Raw genomic sequence first — 13282 nt, 5'->3', positions numbered from 1 at the left:
AACCACAGGGCTTGAAATCGGGAGGTCTGAACATGCGTAGTGATGATGTTACCAGAAGTGCCGAAAGGGCGCCCCATCGCTCGTTGTTTGCAGCCATGGGATACCATGAAAAGGAATTGAAGGGCCCGCTGGTGGCCGTTGTAAACTCGGCCAATGAAATCGTTCCCGGGCATATTCATTTGCCCCGTATTGCCTCCGCGGTCAAGACCGGGGTGGTTATGGGTGGAGGGACACCGATTGAATTTTCGACAGTGGGTGTCTGTGATGGCATCGCCATGAATCATCAAGGAATGCACTATTCCCTGGCCAGCAGGGAAGTGATTGCCGACAGTATAGAATGCATGGTCGAAGCACATCGTTTCGATGCCATGGTCATGATTACAAATTGTGACAAGATAACCCCGGGGATGTTGATGGCGGCTGTCCGCCTGAATATCCCCGCGCTGATCATCAGCGGTGGGCCGATGCTGGCCGGTGAGCTGGATGGGAAAAAGATAGATCTGAATACGGTTTTTGAGGGGGTCGGGGCTGTCAAGGCGGGCAGGATAACCCCGGAGAAGTTTGATGAATTGACTGTTCGTGCTTGCCCCGGCTGCGGCTCGTGTGCGGGGATGTTTACCGCGAACACGATGAATTGCCTTTCGGAAGCCCTGGGAATGGCGCTTCCCGGCAACGGAACGATACCGGCCATAAGCGCCGAACGAATTCGCCTGGCCAAGGAAGCGGGGATGCGGGTAGTTGAAATTTGGCGAGAAAACAAGTGCCCCCGCGACATCGTCACGGCAGGCGCACTGAGGAATGCGCTGGTCCTGGATATGGCCCTGGGGGGGTCAACCAATACTTTGCTCCACCTGGCTGCCATCGCTCATGAGGCTGGTATGTCTTTGGATTTGAAACTTGTAAATGAGATCAGCGCTTCTACCCCCCAGTTATGTTCCCTGAGGCCGGCGGGAGATGACCATATCGAAGACCTGAACAGGGCGGGGGGGATCCCGGCTGTTATGAAAGAATTGAATCGTGAAGGGCTTGTTGATCGTAACAATCCCGCCGTTGGTGGAGATACGATTGCGGATTGTTTTGACGATGCACCCGAAGTGGATGGTACGGTTATCCGGCGCCTTGAGGATGCGTACCGCCCCAGCGGAGGGCTGGCCGTTCTGTTTGGCAACCTTGCTCCCGAGGGAGCGGTGGTGAAACAGGCGGCCGTGTCGCCGGAAATGCTTTGTTCCAGGGGTGTTGCACGTGTCTTTGAAAAAGAAGATGACGCCGTGGCCGCTGTTCTTGAAGGGAAAGTCAAGGCCGGCGATGTGGTGGTGATCAGATACGAAGGGCCCAAAGGGGGGCCGGGAATGAGGGAGATGCTTGCAGCCACCTCGGCGGTGATTGGTATGGGACTTGGAACAAAAGTTTCGCTGATAACCGATGGCCGCTTTTCCGGGGCTACCAGGGGAGCAGCGATCGGGCACATCTCGCCGGAGGCGACCGAAGGGGGAATCATAGCCGCTGTTGAAGACGGTGATAATATTCTTATCGATATTCCCAACCGGCGCCTGGAACTTCTCGTTCCGGAGGAACAGATCCAGCAACGCTTGAATAATATTGTCAGCCCTGAACCAAAGGTCAACCACGGTTACCTTTATCGATACAGCAAGATGGTTTCCTCGGCAAGCAGGGGAGCAATACTGGAGGTCAAGGAATAAAGATGAAGCTTAAAGGTTCTGATATGGTCATCTCGGCTCTTGAGCATGAAAAGGTGACGACGGTATTCGGTTACCCCGGGGGAGCGGTCCTGCCCCTCTATGATAGTTTGTACGATTCATCTATAAAACATATATTAACCCGCCATGAACAGGGGGCTGCTCATGCCGCGGATGGCTATGCCCGGGCCAGTGGCAAGCCCGGTGTGGTCTTTGCCACTTCCGGTCCCGGTGCTACCAACCTGGTTACCGGCATTGCCAATGCTTACATGGATTCAGTGCCCGTGGTTTTTGTTACCGGCCAGGTGAGCACTCCTTTCATTGGCACTGACGCGTTTCAGGAAGCAGATATCACCGGGATAACCTTGCCAATTACCAAGCACAATTACCTGGTCAAGGATGTTGGAGAACTGCCGCGGATTTTCAAGGAAGCTTTCCACATTGCCACGACGGGAAGGCGCGGCCCCGTCCTGATAGATATCCCCAAGGATGTTCAGAATGCCGTTGGCGAGTTCGTTTACCCGGAAAATGTCGATATCCCCGGATACAGGCCCACGATCGAGGGGCATCCCGGACAGATAAACCGGATGGCCAAAGCGATAAAAGCATCACGCCGCCCGGTAATCATCGGTGGGGGCGGGGTTGTCAGTTCGGGATCGGGCAAATATTTGTTGGAACTTGCAGAAAAAGGGCAGATTCCGGTGTCATTGACTTTCATGGGGCTGGGGGGGGTGCCTGGAAGCAACCCGTTGTTCCTGGGGATGCTGGGCATGCATGGAACCAAGGCGGCCAACTACGCGGTCATGGAAGCGGACCTGATCATTGCTATAGGGATGCGCTTTGATGACCGGGTTACAGGTTCCCTGGATTCCTTTGCGCCCCATGCCAAGGTTATACACGTTGACATAGATCCGGCGGAGATAGGCAAGAACATAGCTGTGGATATTCCCATTGTCGGCGATGTCAAGAAAACATTGAAGAGATTGATGAAGGTCTTCAAAGCGGGGCAGACGGAAAAATGGCTGGAAAGGATAAAGAGTTGGAAAACGGAGGAATACGACGGAGCAACTGATAAAGACTCTTTGAAGGTTCCCAATATCATAGAGGCCATTTCCAGGCTGACCACGGATCGCAAAACGATAGTCACCACCGATGTGGGTCAGCACCAGATGTGGACAGCACTTCATTATTGTTTCGAGGAGCCCCGAACGCTTGTTTCATCGGGAGGGCTGGGCACGATGGGCTACGGTTTCCCTGCTGCAATCGGGGCACAGACGGCTTCGCCGGAATCAACGGTTTTCTGCATAGCCGGGGATGGAAGTTTCCAGATGAATATCCAGGAACTGGCCACGGCAGCCAACTACAATATTCCCGTTAAAGTGGCCATAATGAATAACGGTTATCTGGGAATGGTCAGGCAGTGGCAGGAACTTTTCTTCGGGAAGAGGTATTCCAGTACAACCTTGTCGGGCAGTCCGGATTTCTGCAAGGTCGCGGAAGCGTATGGAATAGCAGGTATACGCGTCGATTCCCCCGGAAAGGTGGAAGAGGCGATCAACCGGGCCCTTTCCGTGCAGGGGCCGGTGGTGATGGATTTCCATGTAGAACCGGAGGGCAATGTTTTTCCCATGGTGGCCCCTGATAGCCCACTCGATGAGATCATGGATGGGAGGGATGGTCAATGAAGCATGTTCTGGCCATACTGGTCGATAACAAGCCGGGAGTGCTGACCCGGGTTTCGGGTTTGTTCAGCCGCCGTGGATTTAACATCGACAGCCTGGCGGTGGGGGAAACTCTTGATCCGGGCATTTCGCGCATGACCATAACGGTTAGCGGCGATGCTTCCACTCTCGAACAGGTTGTGAAGCAGCTGAACAAATTGGTAAATGTCATCAAAATAAGTAACATTACCGAGGAACCTGCGGTAGTAAGGGAGTTGATGATGATAAAAGTGCAAGCTGCTCCGCAGACGCGCAGCGACATCCAGCAAATTGTGGAGACGTTCAGGGGAAAAGTAGTCGATGTATCCCTTGACTCGATGGTCATAGAAATTACCGGCAATGAAGAAAAACTTGAGGCCATGGAAATCCTTCTGCAACACTTTGGCATCAAGGAATTGGTCCGTACGGGCAAGGTGGCCCTGTTGCGAGGAAGCAAAACCACCCGGGAATACAATGCTTGATCGTCACGGAAATGAATTATATGGGCGAATCTGCTTCCGGGGAGGTTGCCACTGCAAGAATCAAGAATAACAGGAGGTGGTAGGGGATGGGGCTGACGATGATAGAAAAGATCCTTGCTCGCGGGGCGGGGAAAAGCCACGTGCGCCCCGGCGACATCGTCAGGGTTAAAATTGATATGTGTCTGGGCAATGATATTACCGCTCCTGTGGCCATAAATGAATTTGAACGTATGGAAGCTTCCAGGGTTTTTGATCCTGAACGTATCGCCCTGGTTCCGGATCATTTCGCACCCAACAAGGATATTGCCTCCGCGCAACAGTGTCAACGCATGCGAGATTTTGCCCGAAAACATCAAATAAAACATTATTTCGAGATAGGAAGGATGGGAGTTGAACACGCTCTCTTGCCGGAAAAAGGCCTGGCCTTGCCCGGAGAGATCATCATTGGAGCGGATTCCCATACCTGCACGTACGGGGCGATGGGTGCTTTTGCCACCGGGGTCGGGAGTACCGATCTGGCAGCGGGAATGGCCCTGGGAGAAGCCTGGTTCAAAGTGCCTCCCACATTGAAATTTGTTTACAGGGGGAAACCGGGAAAATGGATCGGCGGAAAAGATCTTATTCTCTATACCATTGGCAAGATCGGTGTTGATGGGGCACTGTACAAGGCGATGGAATTTTCGGGAGAGGCCATCGACGAATTGAGTCTTGAAGGGCGGCTGACGATGACCAACATGGCCATTGAAGCCGGTGCAAAATGTGGCTATATGGAGCCTGATGAGAAGGTTCTATCCTATGCTCGGGAAAGGGCGGCACGGCATTACGAGCCAATATATGGCGATGCCGATGCTATCTATGAACAGACTTCGATTTTTGATATCGGTGAACTGGAACCCCAGGTGGCTTTTCCACATCTTCCTTCCAACGTTTACCCGGTGACCGAAGCAGGCGATATCAAAATAGATCAGGTTGTTATCGGTTCATGCACAAACGGAAGAATTGAAGACATGAGGCAGGCGGCGTCTATTTTGAAGGGCAGAAGGGCTGATCCCTCGGTGCGTCTGATCATCATTCCCGCAACACAGGAGGTTTACGCCCGTTCATTGCAGGAAGGGCTGATAGATATCTTTATCAGCGCGGAGGCGGCCATCAGTACCCCTACCTGCGGGCCCTGCCTCGGTGGACACATGGGCATACTGGCACCCGGGGAAAAAGCGCTGGCGACGACCAACCGCAATTTTGTGGGGAGGATGGGGCATCCGACCAGCGAAGTATATCTGTGCAGTCCCCTTGTGGCTGCATCTTCCGCGATTACGGGGAGGATAACACACCCGCAGGAGGTGTCTTGACACATGATTACGGAGGGAAGGGTTTGGGTTTATGGTGATGATGTGGACACCGATGTGATCATACCGGCCAGGTATTTGAACACATCTGACCCCGAAAAACTGGCCCGGCACTGCCTGGAGGATCTGGATCCTTCGTTTGCTGCGGAAGTGAACCCCGGGGATGTGCTGGTCGCCGGAAGCAATTTTGGCTGTGGAAGTTCTCGTGAACATGCACCCATAGCATTGAAAGCCACCGGTATTGCGGGAGTTATCGCTACCAGTTTTGCCCGGATATTTTATAGAAATGCTTTGAATATCGGTTTTGCCATCTGGGAGTGCCCCGGGATCGTATCGCAAGTGAAGACCGGAGACAGGATAAGCATAGATTTTGAAGAAGGCAACTTCATATTGCCGGAAAAAGGCCTGAGTTTCACGGCCAAGGCCTTTCCTCCTTTCATGCGTCAACTCATAGAAGAAGGCGGACTGGTTAATTATGCCCGGAAAAAATTGAAGAAATTATAAGACAGGGAGGATGTTTTATGTCAAAATACGATATCAGTCAGGTCAGGAATCTGGCACTTATTTCTCATGGCGGTGCCGGGAAAACCTCATTGGCAGAAGCCTTGCTCTATGTTTCCAGGGCAACCAACAGGCTGGGTAAAATCGAGGCCGGAAACATGGTGACCGATTATGATGACGAGGAAATAAGAAAGCAGATCACAATCAACACTGTCCCCGCCCCCCTGGATTGGAAGAACCACCGGATCAACCTGCTGGATACGCCGGGATACTTCGATTTTATCGGGGACGTTCTAGGGGCGTTGCGTGCTGCCGATGCTGCATTGCTCGTTGTTTGCGCGGTGGGTGGCCTCGAGGTTGGAACCGAAAAAATGTGGAATTACGCCCAGGAGAACAATTTGCCACGCCTGATCTTTATCAACAAACAGGATAGAGAGAACGCCAACTATTTCAAGGCGGTGGATCAGTTGCAGAAAGCCTACGGGAACAAAGTTGTACCGGTCACCATTCCCTGGGGTGAAGAAGCTGACACCAAAGGGGTTATTGACCTGATTGGAAGGAAAGCGATTTCTTTTTCTGATACGGGGCGGTCTTCGCAGGAGGAAGAGATTCCGGCAGAATACATGGACAAAGTAGAAGAGTTGAGAGAAAAACTGATGGAACTGGTAGCCGAAACCGATGATGATCTGCTCATGAAATATCTGGACGGCGAACCGTTGACGGACGATGAGATAAAAGATGGGCTGAAGAAGGGTACCGTCTCCAATACAATAGTTCCCATTCTTTGCGGTTCTTCGACCATGTGTATTGGAATCCAAACATTGCTGGACTTCATCAGCGACTACATGCCTTCTCCCGAAGACAGCGGCTCCGTGACCGGGCAGATTCCGGGTAAAGAAGAAAAAATTGAACGACGGCCATCGCGGGAAGATCCTTTTTCAGCGATAGTTTTCAAAACGCTGGCTGACCCCTACGTGGGCAGAATCAATTACTTCAGGGTCTACTCCGGCGTTTTGAAGCCGGACACCCAGATTTTCAATTGCAGCCAGGAAAAGACTGAACGGATCGGGCAGGTCTTCTTCATGAGAGGAAAAACCCAGATTCCGGCAGAAGAGATCATGGCGGGGGATATCGGAGCGGTAGCCAAGCTTCAGACCACTTCAACCGGTGATACGCTTTCAGATCGCAATGACCCGATCTGCTACGAACGCATATCATTCCCGGAGCCGGTGATTTCTTTCGCGGTCGAGCCCAAGACCAAAGGGGAGGAAGAAAAAGTGGGTAGCGGGTTGGCCCGTTTCCTGGATGAAGATCCCACTTTCCGGCTGGAAAGAAAGATTGAGACCAGGCAGACCGTGATCTCGGGGATGGGCGAGCTCCAGTTGGAAAATATTGTTAACAATCTTCAAAAAAAGTTCGGCGTGGAGGTTGTTCTGTCAACGCCCAGGGTGCCTTTCAAAGAAACGATAAAGGGCCAGGCCCGCACCGAGGCCAAGCACAAGAAGCAGAGTGGTGGCCGCGGGCAGTACGGGCATGTTTTTCTTGAAATCGAGCCTGATATTGAAAACGACTTTACCTTTGAAGACAAGATCTTTGGGGGGGTTGTTCCCAAACAGTACGTCCCGGCCGTCGAAAAAGGCATCAGGGAAGCGATGGAGGAGGGCGTTCTGGCCGGTTACCCCGTGGTGGGCATCAGGGTGGCCCTGGTGGATGGTTCATATCATACCGTGGATTCTTCAGAACTGGCATTCAAGATTGCGGCTTCCGTGGCCTTCAAGAAAGGTTTCATGGAAGCGGAGCCAATTTTGCTGGAACCTGTCATGGACGTTGAAGTAACGGTACCCGAGGATTTCATGGGCGATATAATGGGAGATTTGAACAGCCGCAGGGGGAAAATCCAGGGTATGGAACCTTCAAACGGTATGCAGATGATCAGGGCCCAGGTTCCGATGGCCGAGATGTTCCGTTATGCCATCGATCTTCGTTCCATGACCCAGGGACGAGGGTTTTTCCTGATGAAATTTGCCCGTTACGAAGAAGTTCCGTTCCAGATAGCGGAGAAGATTATCGAGGCGGCCAAAGAAGAGAAAGAAAGCGAATAGAGGAAGTGCCACCGGGGAAAAACAGACATATAATGTGATGTGGGGGCTTCAATCCAGAACCCGGAACGGGTGTGTATAGTTGATGACCAAAATAAAAATCGCTGTGGTTTTTGGTGGGCGTTCGGGGGAACATGAAGTTTCGCTGCGTTCGGCAGCTTCGATAATGGAAACCCTGGATCGCAAGCGTTACGAAATCTTGCCGGTGGGTATTACCCGGGAGGGAACGTGGATTGCCGGGGGTAATTCCTGGGGGGTTCTGTCAAAAAATGAAACCCCGGAAGACTGTTTTCGTGCCACATTGGTGACGGATCCTACCTGTCCCGGCTTTTTTCTATGGGCGGGAAGGGACGATGGCGAGAAATATGATATCCAATCTTTCCGGAAAGTAGATGTTGTTTTTCCTGTTCTTCACGGTCCTTATGGCGAGGATGGGGCCATTCAGGGACTGCTGGAAATGGCCGGGCTACCGTATGTTGGTTGCGGGGTTATGTCCTCGGCAGTGGGTATGGACAAGGCCGTGATGAAGGAGCTGTTTGTTCAGCACGGTCTGCCCGTGGGCCGCTACCTCTATTTTGGACAGCGGGACTGGCTTGCGGATCGGAACGCATGGGTAAGCCGGGTTGAGGCAGAAATAGGCTATCCATGTTTTGTAAAACCTGCAAACCTGGGGTCCAGCGTGGGGATTTCCAAAGCATACTCCGATGAAGAGCTGGTCCGGGGAACGGAAGAAGCATTTGCCTACGACGAAAAAGCGATTGTGGAAGCTTTTATTCCCGGCAGGGAAATAGAGTGCAGTGTCCTCGGAGATTGGGAGGTGCGGGCTTCATTGCCCGGAGAAATTATACCGAACCATGACTTTTATGATTACAGGACCAAGTATATCGATGACCACTCCGAATTGATCATTCCCGTCAGACTTGAAGAGGCGCTGATCGAGGAAGTGCAGGAATTGGCGATAAGATCTTTCAAGGCCATAGATGGCAGCGGCATGGCCCGGGCGGATTTTTTTGTTGATACGGAGAATAGAAATATTTTTATCAATGAGATCAACACGATTCCGGGGTTTACCAGCATCAGCATGTATCCAAAACTATGGGAAGTCAGCGGACTTTCATACCGGGAACTGATCGAGGAGTTGATTCAAATAGCCATGCAGAGAAATGAACGGCGTAAAAGGTTGAGCAACTTGCCTCCAATTTAAGAACGACAGCATAAAACACATTATATATACAAGAACGGATATCACACAATGTTGAAAACGGAGGAGGAGCAGGAAAAATAATGAAAAAAGAATATCTGATGATTCCCGGGCCGACGCCCATTCCCCGGGAAGTATCACAGGCTCTGGGTGCAGAAATTTTCAATCATCGCGGCCCCAGATTCAGAGCCTTGATCGAAGAAGTTACGGGGAAATTGAAAAAAATATTTCAAACCAGCAATGATATATTCATACTTACTTCATCAGGAACCGGCGCAATGGAAGCCGGTATCGTCAATCATATTCCTCCCGGGGAACAGGTTCTATCTCTTTCCAACGGGGTGTTCGGGGAACGTATGGCAGCGATAGCCAAAGCATACGGCGTAGAGGTCGTCGGCATAAATTCTGAATGGGGAAAACCACTCAACTACGATGTGCTGGCCCAGAAATTGGCGGTGGACACCGCCAGAAAAATAAAGGCCATCCTGATGGTACACAATGAATCATCCACCGGGATGATGAATGATGTGGAGAAAGTCAGCAAGATCCGCGGCGAACATCCGGCCCTACTGATAACGGATACGGTCAGTTCCCTGGGTGCGGTCCCCCTTCCTGTGGATGATTGGAAGATCGATGTCTGCTTTACCGGTTCCCAGAAGGCATTGATGTCTCCACCGGGCCTTGCTTTTGTGAGCGTCAGTCCCAGGGCGTGGGCAGCACAAAAAAATGTTTCGGGTTGTTATTATTTCAACCTGAAAAAGGCCAGGGAATTCATGGAGATAGGGCAGACTCCGTTTACGCCGGCTGTCCTGCAGGTTGAGGCATTGAACACGGCATTGGACAAGCTTCTGGAGGAAAACCGCGACCGGGTGCATGAACGGCATTTACGCATGATGAGGGCGGTCAGAGGCGCGGCCAAAGCCTTGCGGCTTGACCTTCTGATTTCCAACGAGAATGATGCTTCCCGAACTGTTACGGCGATCAAATCCCCCCGTAACATTGACGTTAAAAACCTGCGCCTGATCATGCATGAAAAATATGGTGTGGATATTGCCGGCGGACAGGGAAAGCTGTCCAACGAAACTTTCAGGATCGGACACCTCGGGGCTGTTTCCGAATTGGACATCGTGGCTACCATTGCTGCTCTGGAAATGAGCCTTCTGGAAATGGGCTACAACCTGGAATTGGGATCCGGAGTAAGCGAAGCCCAGAAAATAATTATGGATATATAGAAGCGGCAACGATGAATTGATGGAGCCCGGGAGGGCTCTTTTTTTTATTGCAAGTGGTGAATAAAAAGGATTTGTCAGCTGAACGTGGAATAATTTTAAAGACTGTACATATCGGAGATAATATTAAAAGGTTGCAGATCACCGTATCGAAGATTGCCGATTGGCTCGCGAAAAACCGGATTGATCAGGAGGGAAGATGGAACGAGTTACAGGTGGGCAGAAAGATCTGCTCAGCTTGATAAATGATGGTTCCGGGGAAAGTAAAGATCAACCTCGGGCAATGACCATCGAGAAACTGGAAAAGCAGTGTTTGGCCTGTAGACGGTGCTCGTTGAGGGATGGCTGTATACAGGTCATTTTCGGAGCCGGTTCCCGGAAGGCCCGAATCATGTTGGTGGGGGAGGCTCCCGGCGCGAGTGAAGACCAACAGGGTATCCCCTTTGTTGGCAGTGCCGGTCAGCTACTGACCAGGATTTTGGCTGCGGTAAACATCAACCGGGAAGAAGTATATATCACCAATATCGTAAAATGCCGGCCACCGCGGAACAGGATGCCCGAACCTGAAGAAATCAGTTCGTGTCTTGCATATTTGCACCAACAAATTGCGCTTATCAATCCTCGTATAATCGTCTGCCTGGGATCTCTGTCGACACGTACACTTATCGATGAAAAAGCGCTGATCACGAGGATGAGGGGGCAATGGAAAAAAATCGGCTCGCGGATGTACATGCCCACATTTCATCCGGCGGCATTGTTAAGGGACCCCCGCAAAAAGCGGCCGGTCTGGGAAGATTTCAAACAGGTTGAAAAAAAATATCGTGAGATACTAGATCAGGGAGGGTAGTTCATGTACAAGAAAGTGTTAATCGTGGATGATGAGAAAACCTTGGTAAAAGCGTTAAAGTTCAACCTTGAAAAAGAGGGTTTTCAAATCGATGCAGCTTATGATGGCAGAGAAGCGGTCGAGAAGATAAATGATCCCGAACAGAAATATGACCTGATAATTCTGGATCTGATGCTGCCCGGTATCGATGGGTTTGAGGTCTGCCGTATCATACGCAAAAAGATGGATACCCCGATAATTATGCTTACGGCACGCACCGAGGATATAGACAAGGTTCTGGGGCTGGAGCTGGGTGCTGACGATTATCTTACCAAGCCCTTCAACCCCCGTGAATTGGTGGCGAGGATGAAGTCGGTTTTGAGAAGGGTCGAATCCCGGCCGGAAGTCCTCAAAAAACATATCAACGTGGGGGATATCCGCATCGATTTGTTACAGAGAAAAGTCCGTCTGGGGGAAGAAGAAGTTGAACTCACATCGAAAGAATTTGCATTGCTCAGCTTCTTTGCAACCAACACGGGCAAAGTATTTTCCAGGGAAGAATTGCTGGAACAGGTTTGGGGTTACAATTATTACGGAGATGCGCGGACGGTGGATGTACATATCAGGCACCTGAGGGAAAAAATCGAAAAGGATCCCGGGAACCCCGAACTGATCATTACCGTATGGGGGACCGGTTACAAATTTGTAGACCATTCCAATGTTTAAAATTACGAGCATCCGCAACAGGTTAATGTTATATTTTCTGCTAGTTATCTTGCCGGTAATGCTTGTGGCCAGTCTGACATTGTACAACTGGCTCAAGCATTATTATTTTGTTCATCAGGAAGAGATGCTGGTGCGCAGCGGCACCCTTGCGGCAGAGTTTGTCAGGGGTTACATGAAAGACGACATCGACCAGCCCAGATTGATCTCCCTGACCGAGAACATCGGTCATCAGACCCAGCCACCAACGCGCCTCATTGTTGTGGACAGTAAAAAAAATGTGATAGGCGACTCGTTGAGAGTCAACAGCAAGCTGGGCAAGAAACTTGACCGTGTTGAAATCAACGATGCCTTGCGTGGGGAGATTGGCAGGAGTGTACAGTACAGCGAGGAATCCCGGAACTGGATCATGCAGGTTGCGGTACCCGTCAAAAGTGATGAAAATGACAATTCCCCCCCCATCGGGGCCATCTTCCTGTCTGCCTCCCTTCTTGAGGTATATCAAATACTGGGGGATATCCGCATGCTCCTCTTCTGGACAACCATGGCCGCTGTTTTCCTGGTTGCCGTGGCATCATTTTTGTTGGCGCGGCGCTTTTCGGAGCCCCTGGGAGCTCTGACCCTGGCGGCACAAAAGATGGCTGACGGGGACCTCGATCAGAAAATAAAGATTCCATCCGGGGATGAGATTGGCAGGCTGGCGGGACAGTTCAATGTTATGGCCGAACGCATCAACTATATGACCAGAAACCTCCAGGCTTTTGCGGCCAATGTGTCTCATGAACTGCGCACCCCGCTCGCCACCCTGAGCATATTGATACAATCTTTGAAAGAACATGAAATGGAACCCGAACAGCAGCGGGATTTTTTCGAGGATCTGGACCAGCAGACCCAGAGATTGACCAATCTTGTAACCGATCTTCTTGAGCTGACCAAATTGCAACACACCAAAGTCAAGGAACACGGCAAGCATTTTTCCCTGAGAAACATCTTGCTGGAGGTTATCGAGCAGATGTCCCACTGGTTCACCCGGGCCAATGTGAAATTCGTTCATGAAATTCCGGTTGCCGTGCTCATGATTTCGGGTTCCCCGGGACAGATAAGACAGGTGTTCTACAATCTGCTTGACAATGCGTTGAAATTTACCGGAGCGGGAGGGCAGGTAAGCATCACAGCATGGGAAGAGGCAGATACAGTAGAGATAAAAGTGGAAGATACGGGAAAAGGGATACCGATGGATGAACAGAAGCTTATATTCGAGAGGTTTTTCCGCGTGGACACCGCTCGTTCGCGTGATGAAGGGGGAATAGGTCTGGGGCTGGCTATTGCCCGTGAAATTGTTGAGGTTCACGGGGGAACGATACGCGTGGAAAGTCAGGAAGGGCGGGGCAGCAGTTTTTATGTCTCCCTTCCCCGGGTTATCGTTACACAGAAACCGGAAGAAAAGTAGGACGTCAAGGAGAAGAAACCGGGATGCG

11 protein-coding genes are annotated in these 13282 nt (G+C 51.2%); all 11 read left to right on the top strand.

Going from position 1 to position 13282, the window contains the following annotated elements; translation table 11 throughout:
* Positions 1-32: 32 nt before the first annotated feature.
* The 11 genes from ilvD (at position 33) to GX364_05135 (ending at position 13254) form a co-directional block, all read left to right on the top strand.
* Positions 33-1700 (top strand): dihydroxy-acid dehydratase, encoded by a 1668-nt coding sequence (ilvD, locus tag GX364_05185; protein NLI70236.1) that lies wholly within the window; start codon positions 33-35, stop codon positions 1698-1700.
* Positions 1701-1702: 2 nt separating this feature from the next.
* Positions 1703-3382 carry a biosynthetic-type acetolactate synthase large subunit gene (gene ilvB, locus GX364_05180; GenBank protein NLI70235.1) on the top strand — a complete coding sequence of 560 codons (1680 nt, stop codon included), beginning with the start codon at positions 1703-1705 and terminating at the stop codon, positions 3380-3382.
* Positions 3379-3879 carry an acetolactate synthase small subunit gene (gene ilvN, locus GX364_05175; GenBank protein ID NLI70234.1) on the top strand — a complete coding sequence of 167 codons (501 nt, stop codon included), beginning with the start codon at positions 3379-3381 and terminating at the stop codon, positions 3877-3879. Before ilvB ends, ilvN begins: the two co-directional genes overlap by 4 nt.
* An 86-nt stretch (positions 3880-3965) precedes the next feature.
* Positions 3966-5228, top strand: coding sequence for a 3-isopropylmalate dehydratase large subunit (gene leuC, locus GX364_05170; GenBank protein ID NLI70233.1), 1263 nt, complete (start codon positions 3966-3968; stop codon positions 5226-5228).
* Between the two features lie 3 nt (positions 5229-5231).
* Positions 5232-5729: a 3-isopropylmalate dehydratase small subunit gene (locus GX364_05165; GenBank protein ID NLI70232.1), complete on the top strand. Its 498-nt coding sequence runs from the start codon at positions 5232-5234 to the stop codon at positions 5727-5729.
* A 17-nt stretch (positions 5730-5746) separates the two neighbouring features.
* Positions 5747-7828, top strand: coding sequence for an elongation factor G (gene fusA / locus GX364_05160; protein NLI70231.1), 2082 nt, complete (start codon positions 5747-5749; stop codon positions 7826-7828).
* A gap of 82 nt (positions 7829-7910) precedes the next feature.
* Positions 7911-9029: a D-alanine--D-alanine ligase gene (locus tag GX364_05155; protein NLI70230.1), complete on the top strand. Its 1119-nt coding sequence runs from the start codon at positions 7911-7913 to the stop codon at positions 9027-9029.
* A gap of 80 nt (positions 9030-9109) precedes the next feature.
* A complete protein-coding gene (locus GX364_05150) occupies positions 9110-10258 on the top strand; it encodes an alanine--glyoxylate aminotransferase family protein (protein NLI70229.1) in 1149 nt (382 codons plus the stop codon).
* A 280-nt stretch (positions 10259-10538) separates the two neighbouring features.
* The gene (locus GX364_05145; GenBank protein ID NLI70228.1) at positions 10539-11102 is read left to right on the top strand and encodes a uracil-DNA glycosylase; all 564 of its coding nucleotides are present in this window, start codon (positions 10539-10541) and stop codon (positions 11100-11102) included.
* A gap of 3 nt (positions 11103-11105) precedes the next feature.
* The gene (locus tag GX364_05140) at positions 11106-11807 is read left to right on the top strand and encodes a response regulator transcription factor (GenBank protein ID NLI70227.1); all 702 of its coding nucleotides are present in this window, start codon (positions 11106-11108) and stop codon (positions 11805-11807) included.
* Between the two features lie 64 nt (positions 11808-11871).
* Entirely contained in the window at positions 11872-13254 is a 1383-nt protein-coding gene (locus tag GX364_05135; protein NLI70226.1) for a cell wall metabolism sensor histidine kinase WalK, read from the top strand.
* Positions 13255-13282: the final 28 nt, after the last annotated feature.

This window comes from Bacillota bacterium (assembly GCA_012518215.1).
Classification (GTDB): Bacteria; Bacillota; Dethiobacteria; order DTU022; family PWGO01; genus JAAYSV01.
Note: the sequence above shows the minus strand (reverse complement) of the source record. Positions and strands in the feature narration are given on the sequence as shown.